Here is a 20,486-nt window from a genome sequence, read left to right as displayed (position 1 = left end):
CCTACGCACTCTTACTCAGACCTAGGCTCGAAAGAATGGACCCGAACATCGAAGAGGATTGGGTCCTGTTGTCCACACGACCAGTCAGCCGATACGCCAAAGCCCGGAATTGCTCCGCGGCTTTCGACTTGTCGGAAACCTCTTCGATCATCTGTCCGTTGTTCGCTGCGGTGCCGAACAGAGGCGCGTCAAAATCGATCACGACGGTCGGATCGAGATCCAGCGCCTGCGCGAAATCCTTGATGGAGATTTCGGGCCGCTTCGGCACGCCAACCTGATTCAGCACAAGGTGGGGCGGGCGGTCGTTCACACGCTTCGACTTGAGCTGATCGACGATGTTCTTAGCGTTCCTCAGATTTGCCAAATCCGGGACGCAGTCAGCACCACGTGATCGGCCCGCAGGACGACCTGCTGTGCCCAGTCCGTCCAGATGTGCGGGACGTCCAGAGCCACCCATGGGACATTGCTACGGACGGTATCGAGCACCGTCTCGCATGACGCCGCTTCAATGTCGTGGGTGCGATCAAGAGTCCCCGGCGCGGCGAACAGGCTCAGGTGATCGGAGCAGCGCGACAGAAGACGGTCGAGAAGCACCTCGTCCATGCGTTCCGGCGAAGAGAGCGCCTCGGCAATGCCCTGGATCGGGTCTTGATTGAAGTCCAATCCCGCGGTCCCGAAAGGCAGATCAAGATCGACGATGACGGCTTCGTCCTGGAGGTCCGCCGAGATGGCAAAGGCCGTATTATGGCAGACGGTGCTGGAACCCGCGCCGCCCTTCGCACCGACAAACGCCACGATCTGGCCGACGGGGTCGCTGTCGGGGTTGGCATAGATGTCGGATATGCTCTCGATGATCTGCGCGACGTTCATCGGCGCAACGACATATTCGCTGACGCCGCGCTTCATGAGCTCGCGATAGAGAAGCACGTCGTTGACGTGACCGATGGCGATCACCTTGGTGCCGGGGTCGCACACCTCCGCCAGCCGGTCGAGCTCGGCGACAAGCTCCTGGCCCTTCAGGAAGGACTCGATGACGATCAGGTTGGGCGTGGACGTGCTGCGAAAGAAGGTGACGGCAGCATCGATCCCGCCCATGCGAACATTCACATGAGCCTTAGCAAGGCGCCTGTCCTCGCTCGCCTGCTGGATGGCGGCGGCGGTTTCCTGGTTCTCGCAAAAAGCCTGAATGTTGATACGCGGCACAGGGCGCGCGCGGATCGGCGCGACCTGCTGGGGCTGGCTGGCTCCCTCGTCGTCTTCAGGCTCGATGGAATAGGCGGCGTCGCTGACCACTAATTGCCTCCTCCGCTATCCATGGAGTTGGTCCGCTCAGGCAGAGGTTCCGGGGTCCAATCGGCGCCGGTGACCTCACCGGCGATGTATTTGCCCCAAACGGTGTCGCGCCGTTCGCTGGAGCGCGGCGTCTGATCGGCCGGCTGCACCAGATCGCGCGGATTGGCGACTTGCGCGGCAAGGTTCCGCTGCGTGGCGCAACCCATATTCGGATAAGGCTGATTGTTGGGATCCCAGGCCAGATTCTCAGACCAATCGGGGCATGTCGGCCCCTTCGCGACGAAGCGCTCATAGGTCAGACGAATGGCCCGGGTGGATTTATAGCCCGGCGAATAGCTTTGAAGCACGACAGAGTTCTCTGTGAAGCCGTACCTCCGCAACGCCCGCTTCACGTCGGTGAAGACCGCACGGGTGGCGCGCTCGTCTCCGCCCACAGGCGCGTTGATGACGAGCTGCGAGCCTTTGTTGCGCCGGAAATCGGCCAAGTAGCTGTTGAGCTGGGATTCCTGGCTGCTGGTCATGCCGTAGGAGCCCGCGTAGACCGGAATATCGAGCCGGGCTTCCGCGTTGGAGACCAGGATCGGATGACGCTCATTCGGATTCGACAGCATGAACGGCGCTTCGAAGCGCGGGCCTGCATTCATGCAGCCGGTCAGCGCAGCACTGGACAAGAGCACGGCGAGGAGAGCGGCAGCAGACCGGGCGCTCGCGACCGGCTCGCTGGGGAGTTTCGGGAATCCAGACATTCGTGCGTTCTCCATTCTCACCTACTCGACGATGAACCCGACATCGCCGCCGAATTGAGCCGGCGGGGCGGCTTCCGGCTGGCGGCCGTAGACGCGGTTCATCTGCCCCATGAAATTCGAATTGACGTCGTTGGCCCATGCGAAGCCCTGATCAGGCTGTGTCAGCTCGTTCCTGGACACCGCCTTCGCGATGTACGGCGTCACCATGACCACCAGCTCCGTCTCGTCCTTCTGAAAATCCCGGCTGCGGAACAGCGTGCCGAGGATCGGCAGGTTCTTGAGACCGGGATAACCGCTGATGGTCTGACGCGACTGATCGGAGAGAAGGCCGGCGATGACCAGGGAGCCGCCGCTGGCAAGCTCCACCGTGGTCTCCGCCCGGCGCACCTTGAGCGCGGGGATCGTGAAGCCGCCCGTGACGGCGATGGCCCCTTCGTTGGACAGCTCGCTGACCTCGGTCGAGATCTTCAGGCTGATCCGCCCCTCGGAAAGGACGACCGGCGTGAACGCCAGCCCGACACCAAACTTCTTGAAATCCACCGATGCCGTGTTGGTCGTCGTGTCGACGCCGGTCACGACGGGGAATTCGCCGCCCGCGAGGAAGTTCGCGGTCTCGCCAGAGATGGCGGTAAGGTTCGGTTCGGCAAGGGTGTGGATCAGGCCGTTCTGCTCCAGGGCCTGCATGATCGCCGAAGCACGGTCGCCGCCGCTCGTCCAGTTCACACCGGCAAGCGCCGGGGCGATGGCGCCTTGATTCACGGGAAACGGCATTTCGCTCAGCGCGGCGAACTGGAAGTTTCCGGAGTTCACCAACGTGTCGAGGTTCACGCCGAGCTGCTTGGCGGTGTTGCGCTCCATCTCGACGACGGAAACCTTGAGCATCACCTGCTCTTCGCCTTCGACGGTGATCATGTTGATCACCTTGCGCTGCTCGTTCCCGATGCTGGTTTGGGTGGCGCTGCCGCCCACAGCCTGTGGTCCGTTGAGCGAGGTGTTCGTGACCGCGGGCGCATCCGGATCGTAGGCAATGACGCTGTTGGCGATCTGGCTGGCGCGCGTCGCATCCATGGGCGTCGGGACGCGGCCGGTCAGCAGGATGTTGCCGCCGAAAGCTTCGACCTGGATGCTCGAGCCCGGAATGAGGCGAGCGAGCAGGCCTTCCAGGGCCGTCAGATCACGCTGGATGTTCAGCTCCAGGGTCAGCACCTGGTTGCCGTTCTGGTCGGTGAAGAAGACATTGGCTTCGCCAAGCTGCTTGCCGATGACATAGGCGCGGCGAGAGGTCTGCATCACCGCATCGACCTTGTCCGGGTTGGAGACCATGACGTCGCGAACGGCCACGGGCAGCTCGACCACCATGGACTTGTTGAGACCCAGATTGACCTCGCGGATCGCCGGAACCGAGGCGGCGGAGACTCTTATGAGCGACGCACTCTCCTGGGCGTGCAGCTGGACCGGCATCATTGGTCCAATCGCAATCGCGAGTGCGCATAGGGTGTCGAATGCCTGACGTAAGCGAGCCATTCCGTTGCCTTTTCCTGTTATCCCCCGTGTGGCGCGCATGACGCTCAGTTCACTCCAAAGACTTGAGACGGAAGGCCATATTTGAGCACCTTGACGGAGCTGCCCTTGTCTTCGCTGATGTCCAGGGTCGAGCCGGGCTTGGGCGTATCGGCCAAGCTCCGGAGCGACAGCGAGAGCTGCCCCATGGATTGAGCGAGCGAGAGAATCTCCGTCTGGCGAGGCGTCAACTCGAGGGTCGCGGTGGCACCCGAGGCCACCTTCTCCTCGCCAGTCGTTTCGAGCGTCTGGCCGATCGCCAGGACCCTGACGTTCCGGAGGACAGTCTCGCTGATCTGCTGATCCTTGTTGTTCACCTGCATGCGGCGGGTCAGGATCACGTCCACCCTGTCGTTGGGCAGAATGAAACCGCCGGCGGCGCTCTCCTCGCTGATCGGCGTGGAGATGGCGCGCATGCCCGCAGGCAGGATCGCCGCAAGAACGCCGCCTTCGCCCGGCTTCACGAGCTTCGCGTTGTTGACCGGCTCACCCGACACGAAGGGAGCGCGGGCGACGGAGCCCATAAAATCGGAGATCGCGTCGGGCTGCTTTTCGCGGGTGACGAGCTCGGGCGTAACGCCCTCTTCCGGCCACTGCTGCCATTTGAGGCTGCCTTCCGAAATGGTGTCGCCCAGCTTCAGATCCTTCGCGGTGACGAGAACGTCCTTTGCCCCTACCGTCTTCTCGACGGTCACGGTCTCTGTTTCTGAAACCATGTTGCGCGCGATCATGGCGGCGCCGATCGCCGCCATGAAGGCGATGGCCAGAACGATGATTCTGCCTTTTTTCATTCGAGTGGACTCCTGACGCCCCCTGGCGTTGCGCAACGTGCCCACTCTGCGCCGTCAATTCTCAACGGCGGGTTAATGCCCGTGCCAAATTGGCCGGGCGGGTCCGGAAGCGCCTACAAAAAAGGCGTGCTGCAGGGGAGCAGCACGCCCGATGGAACGCGGCGGTGATGTGGGAGATTGCTCAGCCGGCTAGGGCCATCATGAAGGGGGTCTGAGCGTAGGCGATCAATCCACCCGCAGCGAGAGCGATGCCGTAGGGCACGCCTTCGCGGGGCTCGTGGAGCCGCGCGACCCAGTCCTGCGACATCAGGAAGGCCGGCAGGGGGTAGCTACGGTACATCAGAAGCATGAGCGTGAGCGCGCCGCCGAGGATTGCCGAGAGCATCGTATAGGTCACAAGCGCAGCAGGATTGAGCCAGAGCACCGTTGCGGCAAACAGTTTCGCGTCACCGCCGCCGATCCAACCCATGGCGAACATGCCGAAGCCGATGACAAGGGCCGCAATTGCGAACGCAACCTGGAGACCGATCTCAGGCAACGTGAGACCGACGAGGGGTGCGAGGCAGATGAAGCCAATGACGAGCGCGACCGGAATGCGGTTCGGCACCGTCATTGTGATGAGGTCCATCGAGGCGGCAAGTGCCATGCAGGCCGGAAAGATCGTGAGGATGAGGAAATTCAGGATCACGTCCGAAGGCTCCATGTTTGCTTTCGAGAAGCGTGCCGCGAAAATCGCTGAGGGCGGGTTGCGTACGCCCCGTAAAAAAGAAGCCGCTCCCAATTAAAGGAGCGGCTTCCATAGTCGTCCGGACCGCTGCCCAGCGGAGTTGACCTTGAGGCTTGGCTCGATGCTCGGCCTCAAGGCTTGTCCTTAAGACTTGGCCTTGAGCAGCTCGGTATTGATGTAGGTGAACACGCCGTTCAGGCTGCCGCCGAGCGTATTCACGATGGCAACGATGGCGACGGAGATGCCGGCGGCGATCAGGCCATACTCGATGGCGGTCGCGCCGGACTCGTCCTTGGCAAAACGGGCAACAAGATTCTTCATTTCGACAGTTCCTTTCACAGTTTCACAGCACCCAGTTCGCCGCCCCTGACTGTTGATCGCTTCGGTGCGGCTCGAACTGCGGCCACCATAGAGCTGCCGCGTTACGGTCAAGTTAAACCAAAAGAATAATTCCGAGGACTTATAGTTAACGAATTGTATTCGCCCTCAAGCAGCCCACAATCCCTTGTTATCAGACTAGGTTTTTGAGTCCACGGGCTCGGTAAGGGATGTTTTCGAGATTATTTCTTCTCCCCTGCTGGTTTTGCTTAAATTCTATATTGTCTATTCTTTTCGCACGGCGTGAAAGCCCGGTGCCGGCTCCGACCTGCCAACAAGGCCGTTCGATCGAAAGATCGATGCGCGTCGTCTCGTTCTCGTGCGGATATTTGCCAATCCTTCACCTTTTGGACCCAGGCTTCCCGACCATCGAAGTCGAAAGGATCGCCGTTATGATCGATAAGGCCGGTTACCGGCTCCGCTTCCTCGCGCTAGCAATTTCGCTGAGCGCCCTCTCCTTGGGCTGCGCCGGAACCGCGTATGCGCAAGTTGACGCCAATGTCGACCGCGGTGTGATCGAGGTCGGCCTCGACAGGGCGAGAATGTTGAAGCTCGATCAATCGGCGGCGGAGATCATCGTCGGCAATCCTTCGATCGCCGATATCTCGGTTCAGAACGCCAAGCTCCTCGTGGTCACGGGGAAGTCGTTCGGCAGGACCAACCTGATCGTTGTGAATGCGAAAGGGGAGGTCATTCTTGAAAGCGATCTGACCGTTAGCGACCCCTCGAAGGGTATGATCACCGTGCACCGCGGCGCCAATAACAACGAGACTGTCTATTGCGCGCCGAAATGCACCTCGTTGCCGGCGATAGGCGATACCAAGGAATACTTCGAGCGCGTTCAGGGGCAGATCGGATCGAAGCAAGGCATGGCGCAAGGGAGTGCCGGTCCCCAGGGCGCTCAGTAGGCCGCCGCGCCGAGCGTTCGGAAAGCAAAAGGCCGGAGCGGTACTCCGGCCTTTTCGTCTTCAACACTCTTACAGCCTAAGCGAGCGCTCGCTACCGCGCGATCCGGAGCTCACCCAGCCCTTGGGCGATATCCTGAAAGATCCCCGCGAGCTGGGAGTTGCTCGGCGAGTTGTACGCCATATCCGGCTCCGTGGCGCAGTTCCGCAGCAAGGTCTGAACGTTGCCGCTGACCTGAAACCCGATGGTGTAGAGCCTGATCTTCTTGTCCTTGATGTTCGAGCAAACCGTCAGGGTCTTCTGATCGAGAGTGGAATCTGCGTTTGAGCCACTCGTGTTGCCCAGATGTCCTTCCGCGGCGTAACCGAAGGCATTGTAATTGGAATGGTTGTGACCATTCCTGTTGCTGCCACCGTTGACGCTATTCTCGCCGTCGGTCAGGAGCACGATGGCCTTCACCCAAGTCTCGTCATCATAAGGAGCGCCCTCGGTGAACGGCGCGTTATCCGATATTGCCCGCCAGCCCCAGAGAAGGCCGGCCGGTATCACCGTGCTGCCGTCAGGGTTCAGCGCGTTGATGGCGTTCAACACCGTGTTCTTGTTATTGGTCATCGCGGTGACAGGGTTCGGCGGGCACAGATAATTGGGCCCTGGCGCATTGCCGCCGACCGAAGCATTTTGATACTTGTTGGTCATGCGCTGGATCTTCGCGGGATCCGTCGTCTCAGGCTCGCAGACCTTCCAGAACCAGACGACTCTGCAGGTCTCCGGGACCTGATCGGCCAGATAGTTGTTCACATAGCCGCCGGAGTCCGGCTCGTCTGGCGCAAAATACGGCGCAAACAGCGTTTCCTTATTGCTGTTGGTGGGGGTGGTATCGGTGAGCTCGTACGGCGTGGCGCGCTCGCGCACGCACCCACCCCAGCTGCGGTTGCGAAGCTGGCTGTAGAGGGTCCACGTGTTGTCGCCGGGGTTGAAGTCCTCAATCGCAATTGAGGATTGGCCGCTTCGGTCGAGCCACGGCGAATTGCTCATATTTGCGCCGACATTGACGGCAGCCGAGAACGGAACGACGCCGATCTTCAGCGTGTCTGAGGTACTTTTACCGTCGAAGAGGGTGTTCACCATCTCGCGGGCAGCGCTCTTGAGGGCGTCCATCTTGCCGCCGCTGCCCATGGAGCCGGTGGTATCCAGGACGAGCACGAGTTCGATGTTGCGCTCCTCTTTGGTGACCATGGTCTCGGCGCCGACATCCATCTTCTTGAAATTCGCCAGCTTCATGAAGGTCGTGGGCACCTCTCCCGACACCGAGACGAAGATATTGTTGTCGTTGTCGAAGCGGACTTTGACCTTTCCGGCCGTTCCCAAGGTTTCCTTCGGATAGTTCGCGTCGAAAAATTCCTGAGCCTTGGCTTCCATCTGAGGCTGAGTCAGATCCGGCCACGAGCCGATCGCGAGCGCGGCAGCGTCCGTCGCCTCGCTCATCCGATCGCGCACGGAAAGCGCCCGGCCATAATCGACCGCGATTCCGACCGCCAGAAGGATCGGGATCAGTGCAACTCCGAACAGGATGGCGACGTTGCCGCCACGCGCTTTCACGAAGTCCCGCACGAGGCGGAGCAATGCGTTGGTGTTCATATAGGGTACCCAGTTTTCGCCGATCATTCAGTCTCTAGGCGGCGATCCGACGGCCCTACCTTAGATACTATCCCCTTAATCCAGGTAATTTATCTCGATGAAAAAAGACTATAATTCTCATAAAATTTTACTCTAATGTATTAAATAGTTTTTCTAGCTGCTTCTTTCTCGTTTATCGCCCCTTAATTCTCTTCCTATACTTATCTTCTCTTGTGCATATTCCACGGGATAAATCCGAAGCGAGCAATGAAGCCTTTTTGGTCGAAAAAAACACCCCGGCGCGGCTTTCTGAGAAATCGAGAGGGCGCTTCCGCGATCGAGTTCGCGATTGTCGGTGGGCCGTTCCTCCTGTTGCTGATCGGCCTGTTCGATATCGGGCTCATCTATGCGGGCAATACCGCGCTGGATCAGACCGTCGCCGAAGCGGGCCGGTTCATCCGGACGGGGCAAGCCCAGCAATGGGGCGAGGCGGCGTTCCGGAAGCGGGTGTGCGAGGAGCTGGGCCCTCTGCTCTCGTGCCAGTATTTGCATTTCGACGTGCGGACCTTCGACAACTTCCAGGCCGCCCAGCTGACAGATCCCTTCGACAACAAGGGAAAGCTCAAGGAGCAGTTCAGCTACGACCCGGGCACGCGAAACGAGGTGGTGGTCGTCCGCGCCTTCTACGAATGGCCGATCCTCAAGAACTTCCCGGTCGCGTTCGGCTTCGGAAACAGTGAGCGGCTTCTCGTGGCCACAGCGGCCTTCCGCAATGAACCGTTCTGAGGGAGCTTCGATGCTACGAGGGCTTAAGCGAACTGTCGGGACCTGCCGGTGCAAGGTCGATACCGTTCTTCGCGAGGTGCGCGGCACGGCGGCGATCGAGTTCGCGCTCATCGTCCCGCTGATGTTCGCTCTTTATGTCGGGGCGGCAGAAATCGGCAACACCTTGACGGCAAGCCGGCGAACGGACCAGGTCGCCTATTCCGCGGCCGACCTTGTGGCCCAGGCGAAGACCGTCTCGCGCAATGACTTGAAAGACATCACCGAAGCGGCGGGCAGCATCCTCGCCCCCTATTCGACCGACGCTCTGAACATCGTCCTCACGAGTGTGGTGGCAGACAGCAGGAACCGGCCAAAGGTCGTCTGGAGCTGTGGCTACAACGGCGGCAAGGCTCGCGGCACCGGCGACAATTTCGCTCTGCCGACGGGCCTCACGACAAACGGCAGCAGCGTCATTGTCGCGGAGGTCGAGTATGCGTACACGCCGCTATTGGGCATACAGGACACCTTCAAGCCGTTCACCATGACCCGCACCTTCTACACGCGACCGCGGCGGTCGGCCGAGGTGGTGAAGTCGGACAACGGCTGCTGACGCTAAGGCCGTGAGGGCGCCTACTGGTTGCCGCCCTGGATCTTCACGCCTCCTAGGAAGCGGCCCAAAGCATCGCCCACGGGCTTGTCCTTGAACTTCTTCTGGATCACGTCGCCCAGCTTGTTGATGGTCTTCGAGGCCGCCTCGGGATTGTTGAACAGTCCGGCGACCTCGGGCCGATAGGTGGGATTCTCGAAGGGTCCCTGAATCCGGATCGGGATGGTCAGGCCGACGAGATCCTTCGCATCGCCCATGCCTTCCGGCGCTGCGACGAGCTCGGGATTGGCGAGGATGTCCATGGTGCCGGACGGAATGTCCACCGTGCCCTTGGCGCCCACCTTCAAATACTGGCTGACCAGCTGAAAATTGTTCGTCTGGGCGATGCCCTTACGCATGGTGAAGCTGCCGCCGAGGCTGTCGAACTTGGTGCTGCCGCCCTTTACCTTGGGAAGCTGGCCCTGATTCACCTGGGCGAGGATGCCGGTGATGTCGATACCCTCAACCGCGCCTTGGCTAACCAGGATATTGCCGTTGCCGGTGAGCGAGGATTTGATCGCCTCGGCCTCCTGGCCCTTGCCGTTCAGCTTGAAGATCACCTTGATCTTGCCGGAGAGCCGATCGAACTCGGCCGCGTCGGTGAGGAACGGCTTCGCGTCCACGCGATCGAGATTGAGATTGGCGGAGAAGACCGGCACGGCCGGGTTCTGATCGATGATCAGCTTGCCGCGACCTTCGCCGCCATAAAGCTGCATGCCGCCGAGATTGGCAGTGAGAACGCCGTCGCGGAAGGCGAAGGAGAGCGCGCTCGGGCCGATGGTGATGTTATCCACCCGGGTCTGGCGGACGTTCACGTTCACGTCGGCATCGATGGGCGAAGGCTCCTTGGGCTGGGTCGCACCGGGCTGCATTGCCGCCGCGGGATCGTCCTGGGGAGGCGTTTCCGGGAAGTCGTTTGGAAAGGCGTTGCCGCCGCCGCTCGGCTGGCCGCCGCTCTGGTTCACGATCGGCTCCGGCGCCGGACGCTTCGGAGCAGCTTGACGGCCGGCACTTCCGCCCTGAGGCAGGAAGGGCGTAACGTTCAAAAGCTCGATGGCGAGTGCGGCGCGAAGATGGGGCTTCGGGCTATCCAGATGAAGCGCCGCCTGGCCCCGCCCCTTGGTGTCGCCGAGCTGGAAGGCGAGATTGGATAGGGTGGCGCCGGCGAAGCTCCACTTCACTTGGCTGCTGATCTCACCGGGGATAACCGGTTTCGCCGGCTGCCCGCCATCGGGCGTCCAGGCGATGACGTCCTTGAAGGAGGAGGCCGTGCCCTTGAAGACGCCGCTGGCGCTCGGCTCGGGCTCGGGAACGACCGCGCCCTCGAACTGCCCCTTGAATGCGTCGGACGATAAAACCAGCGCGACATCGGCCTGGCGTCCCGCTCGGAGCGCCCCCGCCGACGTCAGGGTGAGATCGTAGTTCAGGGTCTTGCCCTTCAGCTGGAAGTCGCCGGTGGAGCGAAGCGGCTCGTCGATATGGGGCATCTGAAGCGAGGCATTGATGTGCTCGATCTCCCGGTTCACCTGGCCTTCCTCGTCGAGAATGCGGACGGTACCGTCTTCAATCTCCACCTCCCGCAGACGGACGTCGCTCGTATCGTCATCGCCGGTGGCTGCCAGGGCCATGGAGCCCTTTGCGAAACGTGGCTCTTGCGGAGCCGGAAGGGATGCCCGGCGCGTCTTTTCAGGAACCGAACCTTCGCTTCGCTGCTGGGGCGCGGTCTGCGCGCTGCCAGGCCGGACCGTTATCAACGGCTTCTCAAACAGAACGTAGCGCGCATCCACGCGCTGGCTGATGAGCTCGAAGAGATCGAGGGTCACCTCGAGGCGGCTCACATGGAGATCGATCGCCGTGGAATCGGTGCCGGGATCCCTCAGGGTCGTGTCGGTGAGGACCATCTCCGGATTGGGCAAGAACGTGAGGGACGCCTCGCCGTTGACGATGAGCTCACGTCCGGTCTGCTGCTTAATGCGTTCGGCCACGCGGGACTGGATGGCCTCCGGAGAGACGAAAATATTGGCGGCGATCAGCACAAGCACGATCACCGAGAAAAGACCGCCGAGAATTTTGAGGAAAAGCTTCATGGGGAATCGATGCCGCGCACCGTCGAATATGTCTGAAAGGGGAGCGCCAAATTAACGAAAGAATTGCGGTTAGAATAGGTGTGCGTGTCTCGACGCTCATGGCAGGCGCCCCGAGGGCGGCAGCCTTGCGGTATTTCACGGGTTTTCATCACAGAAAAAGCGGCCCCAAAACCGCTAGCGGTCCGCTGCTGGGAAGCAAGCGGACCGCCGCACGGTTGAGATGAGGAAGCGAAGGACTCGCCCCATTGGGCGGGGCTAGTCATGGGCGCTTCGGGGCGTCAGGGCTGGGATACCCGTCAGCCTTGTCAGGACCCTAGCCCAGCGATTAACATGCATGAAGTGAAACCTTTTCAGATGAATTATTGCACCCCATGCATCTTCGTGAAGTTGACGCCAATCTCCTCGTTATCCTCGATGCCCTCCTGACCGACGCGAGCGTCACGCGCGCTGCCGAGCGCCTCGGGCGCAGCGCGTCCGCCGTCAGCCATGCCCTCGCGAAGCTCCGGGAGATCTTCTCCGACGAGCTGTTCGTCCGGGCCGGCCAGCGCCTCGTGCCGACCGCGAAGGCGCAGGAGCTCGCGCCGACGGTGCACGTGATCCTTGCGGGCATGGAGAGCCTGCTCCGCCAGGACAAACCGTTCGACCCCACCCTTGCGGACCGGGACTTCTTCGTCGCGGCCTCGGAAGCCGGCGAACTGATCATGGTGCAACCGCTGCGCCGGCATCTGGGGGAGGCCGCACCGAATGTGCGCGTCGGCTGGATGGCGGGAAGCGGCGAGGACTCCATCGAGGCCTTGCGGAACAGCCGGTGCCATTTCGCAGTCGACCTCGAATCCACCTCGATTCCGGCCCCCGACATCCGTTCGTCCAAGCTGTTCGACGATCATCTCGTGGTGCTCGGGCGACCGGGACATCCGCTGGGGGGCAAGCGGCCCAGCGCGGAGGACTTCGCCCGGGCAACCCATGTCGCGGTCAACGCGCTTCCCGCCTACGATCTTCTGGCCCGGAAATTTGCGGAGTCCGGCCGGCTCCTGGCGCCGCCGGAAAAGGTATCCTCGGTCCTTGTGGGCCTGCTACTCGCGTTGAACAGCGATGCACTCCTGACTGTGCCGACGGCGCTGGCGCAAATTCTGGAAAAGCAGTTCGCGCTCATCCGGATCGCCCAGCCTCTCGATCCGGTCGGCCTTCCCGTGCGGCTTCTGTGGCATTCCAGCTATGACCGGGACGAGTGCCACCAATGGGTGCGGGGCGAAATCGCCAAGCTGGTCGGCGACCGGACTGGGAGCGCAGTTGAGCCTGCAGGCACGGCGTAGATTTTTGCGTTGCGCAGCGCAGTCCCACTAGCGCCTGTCACATCGCTCAATTAGCATGCGAGCCAGGTCCCCGAGCGGTGGCCGGTCCGGTCTTCCGCCTTGCCGAGAGGGACCCTCCGGAGGATCCGCATGCCTGCTCTCGCCCGCGCCACGCTGCTGGTGCTTCTCATCTCCTGCTCGACGTTCTTCACCACCGTCGCCCCTGTATCGACGGCGTTCGCAGACCCGGCCATCTATCAGAACGACGCGCTCGACGACGACGCGATCAAGCTGGAAGCCCAACTGAAGGACGAAGCGAGCAGCGTGAGCGCTCCCGCCCTCGCGCTGCAGAAGCAGGCGGATGCGGCGCTGAGCCAGAAGGATTTCGCCGGCGCCGCCCGACTCTACAGTCAGATCGTGGCGCTGGAGCCGAACGACGCGCGGAGCTGGCGACGCTACGCGGACATCCTGCTGCGGGTGGAACCGGAAGGCGGCGATGCCTACACGCTCCGGCAGAACGCGACGACAGCGGCGTATATCGCTTATCGGCGCGCGGCGACGAAAGACGATCAGGCCGATGCGCTGGTGACTTTGGCCAACAGCTACGGCAAGCGGCAGGAATGGCGGAATGCGCTGAATGCCCTGAAGGTCGCGCTGGCCGTCCGCGAGACGGAGAATCTGCGCCAGATCTATTCCCAGCTGCGGGAGAAATACGGGTTCCGGGTCACGGATCACAGCATCGACGCCGATGCCGCTTCGCCGCGCGCCTGCTTCCAGTTCTCGGAGGCCCTGCCGGATCGTGCCGACTTCTCCCCTTTCGTCGTGGTCGAGGGCGAGGAGAAGCCCGCCCTTTCGGTGGACGACCAGCAGCTTTGCGTCGACGGGCTGAAGCACGGCGAGACCTATCACATCACCCTGCGGGAAGGCCTGCCGTCGGATATCGACGAGTCCCTTCTGAAGCCGGCGGAATTCGACATCTATGTGCGGGATCGGGCGCCTATGGTGCGGGTCTCGGGCAAGAACTACGTGCTGCCGAAGACCGGCCAGCAGGGCGTTCCGCTGATCAGCGTGAACACGGATAAGCTGGACGTGACGGTCTACCGGATCGGCGACCGCAACCTGCTTAATTCGGTTCTCGGAAGCGACTTCCAGACGAATCTCTACCCCTACTCCCTCAGCGAGATCGCCGACACGGAAGGGGCGAAGATCTGGGAAGGCACGCTCGCGGTCGAGAAGACGCTGAACCAGGATGTGACCACGAACTTCCCCGTTACGGAGGCGGTGCCGGATCTGAAGCCCGGCGTCTACGTGATGTCCGCGGAGCCGGCGGACGGGCCCGACGCGGATTACGAGGAGATCGCCACCCAGTGGTTCATCGTTTCCGATCTCGGCCTCACCGCCTATTCGGGAGATGACGGGATTCACGCCTTCGTCAACTCCCTGGCGACCACCGAGCCGGTCGGCGATGTCGAGCTGCGCCTGATTGCCCGCAACAACGAAGTCCTGGCCCGGGTGAACACGGACGAGGCGGGCCGCGCCACCTTTGCGCCCGGCCTGACCCGCGGCGAAGGCGGCCTGGCGCCGGCCATGCTGGTCGCCTCCCAGAAGGGGGTCGATTACGGCTTCCTGAGCCTTAAGGGTTCACCGTTCGACCTGACCGATCGCGGCGTCGAGGGGCGCGCCCTGCCCGGCGCCCTCGATGCCTTCGTGTTCACCGAGCGCGGCGTCTACCGGACGGGCGAGACCGTGCATGTGACGGCGCTACTCCGCGATGCTGTCGGCGAGGCGGTCCTGAACACGCCGTTGACTCTTGTGGTCACGCGGCCCGACGGCGTCGAATACAAGCGCCAGGTGGTGCAGGACGAGGGGATCGGCGGGCGCGATCTCGACGTGCCGATCATCGGTTCGGCGCCGACCGGCACTTGGCGGGTGGCAGCCTACGCCGACCCGAAGGGCGACGCGATCGGCGACGCCAGCTTCCTGGTCGAAGACTACGTGCCGGACCGCCTCGAATTCGATCTGGCATCGGCGAGCCCGGCCATCGCGCCCCGCGAGCCGGCCGAGATTACGGTGGACGGCCGCTTCCTCTACGGCGCCCCGGCTTCGGGCCTGCCGCTGGAAGGTGAAGTGACGATCTCCGAGGCGGCTGAGCGTCCGGGCTTCGCCGGCTATCAATTCGGTCCGAACGCGGACGAGGATTCGGGCGCGAGCACCGAGATCATGCCGCTGGAGGAACTGCCGGCAACGGACAAGAGCGGCAAGGCGACCTTCCCCGTCACCCTCCGGAACGTGCCCGACACCGGACATCCGATGGAGGCGAAGATCGCCGTTCGCATGTCGGAGCTGGGCGGGCGTGCCGTGGAGCGCGATATCACCCTGCCCATCACGCCCGACGATGCGATGATCGGGGTGAAGCCCTTGTTCAAGGAAGCGTCACTGGCGGATGGCGCGCAGGCCGAATTCCAGATCGCGATGGTGGGGCCGGACGGCGCTCCCCAGGAGGCGAAAGGCCTCGAATGGCAGCTGCTCAAGATCGACAGCAAGTACCAGTGGTACCGCCAGAACGGTTATTGGAGCTACGAGCCCATCAAGGTCACCCGCCGGGTGGCCAGCGGCACCGTGGACGCCGCGGCCGACATGCCGGCCAAGATCGGCGCTCCCGTGACCTGGGGCCGCTACCGGCTGGAGGTTTCGAGCCCCGAGGCTTCAGGCCCCTTCACCACGATCGGTTTCGACGCCGGGTTCTATGCGGAAGCCAGCGCCGACACGCCGGACTTTCTCGAGGTGGCCCTGGATAAATCCGAATATCGTCCGGGCGACACGATGACCGTAGCAGTGACCGCCCGGAGCGCAGGCCAGGTGAGCCTGGCCGTGATGGGGACGGGCAAGCTGCTCGCCACCAAGACGGAAGATGTCGAGCAAGGCACTGCCCAGATCCCGCTCGAGGTCGGCGAGGACTGGGGGACCGGCGCTTATGTGGTCGCGACCCTGCGGCGGCCGCTCGAGACGGAAGCCAAGCGGATGCCCGGCCGATCCATGGGGCTCGCCTACTTCTCCATCGACAAGGCCGCTCATACGCTCGATGTCAGCCTGGACCTTCCGGAGAAGGTCCGGCCCGAGACCACACTGCGGGTGCCGGTGAAGATCGCCGGGCTCGCAGGCGGCGAGACGGCACGTGTCGTCGTCTCGGCGGTCGATGTCGGCATTCTCAACCTAACCAATTACGAGCCGCCCGCGCCCACGGACTATTTCCTCGGCCAGCGTCAGCTCTCCATGGAGATCCGCGATCTCTACGGTCAGCTGATCGACGGCATGCAGGGGACGAAGGGCCAGATCCGCACCGGCGGCGACTCGGGCGGGGCCGAAATCTCCGGCAGCCCGCCGACACAGCCGCCGCTCGCCCTCTATTCCGGCATCGTGACCGTGGACGAGAACGGCGAAGCCGAGATCGAATTCGATATCCCAGGCTTCACCGGGACCGCGCGGGTCATGGCGGTGGCCTGGAGCGACACCCAGGTCGGCGAGGCCAACGGCGACGTGCTGATCCGCGATCCGGTCGTGGTGACCGCCACTCTGCCACGCTTCCTGCTGATCGGCGACCAAAGCACGTTGCGGCTCGATCTCGACAATGTCGAAGGCGCGCCCGGCGATTATCAGGTCACCGTTTCCTCGGAGGGTCCGGTCGGCGTTACCAAGCCGGAAGCCACCGTCAGCCTGGACGAGCAGCAGCGGACAGGACTGAGCCTGCCGATCGCCGCGACGGGCGTGGGAGACGCCGTCCTAACGGTCGCCGTCACGGGACCCGAGGACTACGTGGCACGGCGGGACTATGCGGTGTCCGTGAAGCCCGCGACTCAGATCATGTCGCGGAGGACGGTGCAGTCCTTGCCGCCGGGCGGGAGCGTGGAGGCCTCGGCGGAGCTGTTCGCCGATATCGTGCCGAATACCGGGCAGCTTGCGATCTCCGTGACGCCTTGGGCGTCGCTCGACGTGGCGACGCTCGTGCAATCCCTCGACCGCTATCCGCTCGGCTGCACGGAGCAGATCATCAGCCGGGCCATGCCGCTGCTCTATGTCAACGAGCTGGCGAAGAAGGCGAAGCTGACGGCGGACAGCGCCATCGACGAGCGTCTCGACAAGGCGATCCAGACGGTGCTGGCACGCCAGGCGCCGGAGGGCGGGTTCGGTCTTTGGGGGGCGTATGACACCGACCCCTGGCTCGACGCCTATGTGGTGGATTTCTTCACCCGGGCGCGGGCGCAAGGCCACTCCGTGCCTGACGACGCTTTCCGCCTTTCTCTGAACCGGCTGCGAAATTATGTGAGCACCGCACCGGACGTGGACCGGGACGGCGGGCTTTCCCTCGCCTATGCCCTCTATGTGCTGGCACGGAACGGAACGGCGCCGGTGGGCGACCTGCGCTACATCGCCGATACCAAGCTGGGCGCGCTGGGCACGCCAGCAGCCAAGGCGCAGATCGGCGCGGCGCTCGCCATGCTGGGCGATCGCATTCGTGCGGAAAAGGCGTTCCGGGCGGCGCTCGGCGCTCTGCCGGAGAGCCCCGAATCCGAGCCTGGCCGGCAGGATTTCGGCTCGCCGCTGCGGGATGCCGCTACCGTTGTGACCCTTGCGGCGGAGGGCGATGCGCCGAAGCCGCTGCTGGTGAGCGCGACGGCCAGGATCGGCCCGGCCCGCAAGCTGGTGAAGCGCACCTCTACCCAGGAGGACGCCTGGCTGATCCTTGCGGCCCGCGCGCTGGGCCAGGAGGAGATCGCGCTTTCTGTAAACGGCGAGACGGCCAATGAACCCGTCTACCGCAATATCAGCGAGCTGGAGCTTTCCGGCAATCCGATCACGGTATCGAACCAGGGCGATGCCCCGGTCGATGCGGTGCTGACGGTTTCCGGCGCGCCCTTCGCGGCAGAGCCCGCGGCCGATCAGGGCTTCCAGATCGAACGGAGCTACTACACGTTGCAAGGCGCACCCGCGGACCCGACGACGGCGACGCAGAACCAGCGCTTCGTGGTGGTCGTGCGGATCACCGATCCCCAGCCGCAATTCGCCCGGGTCGCACTCATCGACTACCTGCCGGCGGGCTTCGAGATCGACAATCCCCATCTCGTGAGTTCGGGAGAGGCCGACTTCGAATGGATCCCGGATGCGACCGATCCGGTCCATCAGGAGTTCCGCGACGACCGCTTCACCGCGGCCTTCGACCGGACGTCGGACAGCAACGCGGTGTTCTCGGTCGCTTATGTGGTGCGGGCGGTGTCGCCGGGCGAGTACGTGCTGCCCCAGGCCCATGTGGAGGACATGTATTCCCGCGACCGCTTCGGGAATACGGGCACGGGGAAGATCTCTGTGAAGGCCGCCAAGTGAGCGCGGTGAAGCCATGCTCCGCCCTCTGACAGCCTTCGCCCTCGGTGTCCTGTTCACCGGCGCGATCGCGGCGGGCGCGGCCACCGGGTTGCGCGACGGCCTCGGCCCGCCCCCGCTCGGCGAAGAGATCGCGCTTTCCCCCATCGTGGTGGACCGGCACGGCGCCCTGCTCCGTCCCTACACCACCAAGGAAGGGCGCTGGCGTCTGCCGACGGAGGCGAAGGCGGTCGACACCCGCTTCCTCAGCGTGCTGCTCGCCTACGAGGACAAGCGATTCTTCCGCCACCAGGGGGTGGATGTGCTGGCCATGGCGCGGGCGGCCGGCCAGCTTGCGACCCACGGGCGGATCGTCTCCGGAGGCTCCACCATCTCGATGCAGCTGGCCCGGCTGCTGGAGCCCCGGGACGAGCGCTCATTGGGCGCCAAGATCCGTCAGGTCTACCGGGCGCTTCAGATCGAGCGGCAGCTGACGAAGGAGCAGATCCTCACCCGCTACCTGACGCTTGCCCCCTATGGCGGCAACATCGAGGGCTTGCGTGCGGCGAGCCTCGCCTATTTCGGCAAGGAGCCCCGACGGCTCTCCCTGGGTCAGGCGGCACTCCTGGTGGCCCTGCCCCAGGCGCCGGAGGTCCGGCGCCCGGACCGCGCGCCCAAGGCAGCCCGTGCGGCACGGGACCGGGTGCTCGACCGGATCGCCGAAACGGGGATCTTCGCCGACTCGGAGATCGTCCGGGCGAAAGCGGAGACGGTCCCGGAGGGGCGCTATGCCATGCCCATGCTGGCGCCGCATGCGGCCGATGACGCCATGGCCGCCGCGCCGGAGACGCGTATCCACACGCTGACGCTGGAAAGAAGCTTCCAGGCCCGGCTCGAAGCGCTTGCCGAGAAGGGGGCGGACAAGATCGGCCCCGATGCCTCAGTCGCCATCCTGGTGATCGACAACGAGACGGGGGAAGTGCGGGCGCGGGTCGGGACACCCGACTATTTCAACGCCCGCCGGGCCGGCCAGGTGGATCTGACCCGGGCGGTGCGCTCGCCGGGCTCGACGCTCAAGCCCTTCATCTATGGGATGGGCTTTGAAGACGGTCGCATCCACCCCTCCACCCTGATCGCGGACCGGCCGGTGCGCTTCGGCGCCTACGCGCCGGAGAACTTCGACATGCAATACCAGGGCACGGTCACGGTGCGCCGGGCCCTGCAGCTTTCCCTAAACGTGCCGGCCATCTCGGTGCTCGAGGCCGTCGGGCCGGACCGGCTGGTCTCGCGTCTCGGGGGTGCCGGCACGACGCTGATCCTGCCGGAGCACGACAATCCTGGCCTGGCGCTGGGCCTCGGCGGGGTGGGCGTGACCCTGACCGATCTGACCCAGGGCTTCAGCGGTCTGGCGCGGCTCGGGACCGTGCGGCCCGCGGTGGAACGGGAAGACGCGCCGCGGCTGCCGGAGCGCCGCCTCCTAACGCCTGTCGCGGCCTGGTATGTCGGCAACATCCTCAAGGGCGCACCACCGCCGGAAAGCGCCGCACCCGGTCGCATCGCCTTCAAGACGGGCACGAGCTACGGCTACCGGGATGCCTGGGCGGTCGGCTATGACGGGAAGTATACGATCGGCGTCTGGGCCGGCCGGCCGGACGGCGCGCCGGTACCGGGCATCGTCGGGCGCATCACGGCCGCGCCGATCCTGTTCGACGCCTTCGCGCGGGTGGAAGAGACGCCGGCGCCTCTGCCGAAGCCGCCGGAGGGTGTGTTGAGCGCAAGCTCGGGCGCGCTGCCGCCGCCCTTGCAGCGTTTCAGCGCGGATCCGGTGGCGGCGGAGGACGTGACACCCACGCTGAAGATCCTGTTCCCGCCGGACGGCGCCAGTCTCGCGCTGTCCTCCATGGATGGGGCCCTCGACCCGGTGGCGGTGAAGATCGCCGGCGGCAAGCCACCTTTGACCATGCTGGTGAATGGCGCGCCGCGCTCCGTGAGCCGGCCGGGCGAGACATTGTTCTTCGAACCCGACGGGCCGGGCTTCACCCGCGTCACGGTGACGGATGCCCAAGGCCGCGCCGATAGCGTGCTCGTCCGGCTGCAATAGCCTCTAATCTTTGTCGACGTGCTCCGGCTTGCCTTTGCGCTTCGTGGAGGCCATTTCATCCAGCTCCTTCTCGGACATGGAGTCGTACATCTCCTTCGAGGCGCCCTGGAGGTCGCTGACCTTCGTCTCGCCGCGTTTGGCGGCCAGGGCCGCGCCGGCAGCTTGCTGTTGTGCTTTCGATTTCGCGGGCATTTCGTTCCTCCTCACAATTCGGACCCTCTT

At 63.7% G+C, this 20,486-nt stretch carries 16 protein-coding genes; 6 read left to right on the top strand and 10 right to left on the bottom strand.

Going from position 1 to position 20,486, the window contains the following annotated elements; translation table 11 throughout:
* Position 1 precedes the first annotated feature (1 nt).
* The 7 genes from A7A08_RS16940 to A7A08_RS13215 all read right to left on the bottom strand — a co-directional run bounded on the left by A7A08_RS16940 (position 2) and on the right by A7A08_RS13215 (position 5,438).
* Positions 2-364 carry a CpaE/TadZ family protein gene (locus A7A08_RS16940; RefSeq protein WP_245290942.1) on the bottom strand — a complete coding sequence of 121 codons (363 nt, stop codon included), beginning with the start codon at positions 362-364 and terminating at the stop codon, positions 2-4.
* Positions 352-1,293 (bottom strand): CpaE/TadZ family protein, encoded by a 942-nt coding sequence (locus A7A08_RS13240; protein WP_245290941.1) that lies wholly within the window; start codon positions 1,291-1,293, stop codon positions 352-354. The genes A7A08_RS16940 and A7A08_RS13240 overlap by 13 nt, the downstream gene beginning before the upstream one ends.
* The gene (locus A7A08_RS13235; protein WP_069095944.1) at positions 1,293-2,039 is read right to left on the bottom strand and encodes a CpaD family pilus assembly protein; all 747 of its coding nucleotides are present in this window, start codon (positions 2,037-2,039) and stop codon (positions 1,293-1,295) included. The genes A7A08_RS13240 and A7A08_RS13235 overlap by 1 nt, the downstream gene beginning before the upstream one ends.
* A 21-nt stretch (positions 2,040-2,060) precedes the next feature.
* Complete coding sequence (locus tag A7A08_RS13230; RefSeq protein WP_169823012.1) at positions 2,061-3,503, bottom strand: type II and III secretion system protein family protein; 1,443 nt, start codon at positions 3,501-3,503, stop codon at positions 2,061-2,063.
* A gap of 104 nt (positions 3,504-3,607) precedes the next feature.
* A complete protein-coding gene (gene cpaB, locus A7A08_RS13225; RefSeq protein WP_069095942.1) occupies positions 3,608-4,390 on the bottom strand; it encodes a Flp pilus assembly protein CpaB in 783 nt (260 codons plus the stop codon).
* Between the two features lie 181 nt (positions 4,391-4,571).
* The gene (locus A7A08_RS13220) at positions 4,572-5,093 is read right to left on the bottom strand and encodes an A24 family peptidase (protein WP_245290940.1); all 522 of its coding nucleotides are present in this window, start codon (positions 5,091-5,093) and stop codon (positions 4,572-4,574) included.
* Between the two features lie 168 nt (positions 5,094-5,261).
* Positions 5,262-5,438, bottom strand: coding sequence for a Flp family type IVb pilin (locus tag A7A08_RS13215; protein ID WP_069095941.1), 177 nt, complete (start codon positions 5,436-5,438; stop codon positions 5,262-5,264).
* Positions 5,439-5,887: 449 nt separating this feature from the next.
* Between A7A08_RS13215 and A7A08_RS13210 the strand changes: the two genes are divergently transcribed.
* On the top strand, positions 5,888-6,403 hold the full coding sequence (locus A7A08_RS13210; RefSeq protein WP_169823011.1) for a pilus assembly protein N-terminal domain-containing protein: 516 nt from the start codon (positions 5,888-5,890) through the stop codon (positions 6,401-6,403).
* Between the two features lie 91 nt (positions 6,404-6,494).
* On the opposite strand, the gene A7A08_RS13205 is transcribed toward A7A08_RS13210, so the two are convergent.
* Positions 6,495-8,066, bottom strand: coding sequence for a pilus assembly protein (locus tag A7A08_RS13205; protein WP_069095939.1), 1,572 nt, complete (start codon positions 8,064-8,066; stop codon positions 6,495-6,497).
* A gap of 219 nt (positions 8,067-8,285) precedes the next feature.
* On the opposite strand from A7A08_RS13205, the gene A7A08_RS13200 reads away from it, so the two are divergent.
* Both A7A08_RS13200 and A7A08_RS13195 read left to right on the top strand, forming a co-directional pair.
* Positions 8,286-8,804, top strand: coding sequence for a TadE/TadG family type IV pilus assembly protein (locus A7A08_RS13200; protein ID WP_069095938.1), 519 nt, complete (start codon positions 8,286-8,288; stop codon positions 8,802-8,804).
* 10 nt (positions 8,805-8,814) lie between these two features.
* Positions 8,815-9,393 (top strand): TadE/TadG family type IV pilus assembly protein, encoded by a 579-nt coding sequence (locus A7A08_RS13195; RefSeq protein ID WP_169823010.1) that lies wholly within the window; start codon positions 8,815-8,817, stop codon positions 9,391-9,393.
* Between the two features lie 20 nt (positions 9,394-9,413).
* On the opposite strand, the gene A7A08_RS13190 is transcribed toward A7A08_RS13195, so the two are convergent.
* The gene (locus tag A7A08_RS13190) at positions 9,414-11,516 is read right to left on the bottom strand and encodes an AsmA family protein (RefSeq protein WP_069095936.1); all 2,103 of its coding nucleotides are present in this window, start codon (positions 11,514-11,516) and stop codon (positions 9,414-9,416) included.
* A 371-nt stretch (positions 11,517-11,887) separates the two neighbouring features.
* Here A7A08_RS13190 and A7A08_RS13185 point away from each other — a divergent pair, with 371 nt between their 5' ends.
* From A7A08_RS13185 to pbpC, 3 genes are all read left to right on the top strand, one after another.
* On the top strand, positions 11,888-12,829 hold the full coding sequence (locus A7A08_RS13185) for a LysR substrate-binding domain-containing protein (protein WP_069095935.1): 942 nt from the start codon (positions 11,888-11,890) through the stop codon (positions 12,827-12,829).
* Between the two features lie 129 nt (positions 12,830-12,958).
* The gene (locus A7A08_RS13180; RefSeq protein ID WP_083226776.1) at positions 12,959-18,187 is read left to right on the top strand and encodes an alpha-2-macroglobulin family protein; all 5,229 of its coding nucleotides are present in this window, start codon (positions 12,959-12,961) and stop codon (positions 18,185-18,187) included.
* Between the two features lie 13 nt (positions 18,188-18,200).
* Positions 18,201-20,264, top strand: coding sequence for a penicillin-binding protein 1C (gene pbpC, locus A7A08_RS13175; protein WP_069095934.1), 2,064 nt, complete (start codon positions 18,201-18,203; stop codon positions 20,262-20,264).
* Between the two features lie 3 nt (positions 20,265-20,267).
* On the opposite strand, the gene A7A08_RS13170 is transcribed toward pbpC, so the two are convergent.
* Complete coding sequence (locus A7A08_RS13170; protein ID WP_069095933.1) at positions 20,268-20,456, bottom strand: DUF3008 family protein; 189 nt, start codon at positions 20,454-20,456, stop codon at positions 20,268-20,270.
* Positions 20,457-20,486 lie beyond the last annotated feature (30 nt).

This window comes from Methyloligella halotolerans (assembly GCF_001708935.1).
Taxonomy (GTDB): Bacteria; Pseudomonadota; Alphaproteobacteria; order Rhizobiales; family Methyloligellaceae; genus Methyloligella; species Methyloligella halotolerans.
This window is presented reverse-complemented; position numbering and strand designations above follow the sequence as displayed.

Bases quoted from the DNA above. Each gene is read 5' to 3' on its own strand.
- A7A08_RS13205 (WP_069095939.1), bottom strand. From the start codon at position 8,066: ATGATCGGCGAAAACTGGGTACCCTATATGAACACCAACGCATTGCTC.
- cpaB (WP_069095942.1), bottom strand. From the start codon at position 4,390: ATGAAAAAAGGCAGAATCATCGTTCTGGCCATCGCCTTCATGGCGGCG.
- A7A08_RS13215 (WP_069095941.1), bottom strand. From the start codon at position 5,438: ATGAAGAATCTTGTTGCCCGTTTTGCCAAGGACGAGTCCGGCGCGACC.
- A7A08_RS13230 (WP_169823012.1), bottom strand. From the start codon at position 3,503: ATGATGCCGGTCCAGCTGCACGCCCAGGAGAGTGCGTCGCTCATAAGA.
- A7A08_RS13180 (WP_083226776.1), top strand. From the start codon at position 12,959: ATGCCTGCTCTCGCCCGCGCCACGCTGCTGGTGCTTCTCATCTCCTGC.
- A7A08_RS13220 (WP_245290940.1), bottom strand. From the start codon at position 5,093: ATGGAGCCTTCGGACGTGATCCTGAATTTCCTCATCCTCACGATCTTT.
- A7A08_RS13190 (WP_069095936.1), bottom strand. From the start codon at position 11,516: ATGAAGCTTTTCCTCAAAATTCTCGGCGGTCTTTTCTCGGTGATCGTG.
- A7A08_RS13200 (WP_069095938.1), top strand. From the start codon at position 8,286: ATGAAGCCTTTTTGGTCGAAAAAAACACCCCGGCGCGGCTTTCTGAGA.
- pbpC (WP_069095934.1), top strand. From the start codon at position 18,201: ATGCTCCGCCCTCTGACAGCCTTCGCCCTCGGTGTCCTGTTCACCGGC.
- A7A08_RS13195 (WP_169823010.1), top strand. From the start codon at position 8,815: ATGCTACGAGGGCTTAAGCGAACTGTCGGGACCTGCCGGTGCAAGGTC.
- A7A08_RS13210 (WP_169823011.1), top strand. From the start codon at position 5,888: ATGATCGATAAGGCCGGTTACCGGCTCCGCTTCCTCGCGCTAGCAATT.
- A7A08_RS13170 (WP_069095933.1), bottom strand. From the start codon at position 20,456: ATGCCCGCGAAATCGAAAGCACAACAGCAAGCTGCCGGCGCGGCCCTG.
- A7A08_RS13185 (WP_069095935.1), top strand. From the start codon at position 11,888: ATGCATCTTCGTGAAGTTGACGCCAATCTCCTCGTTATCCTCGATGCC.
- A7A08_RS13235 (WP_069095944.1), bottom strand. From the start codon at position 2,039: ATGTCTGGATTCCCGAAACTCCCCAGCGAGCCGGTCGCGAGCGCCCGG.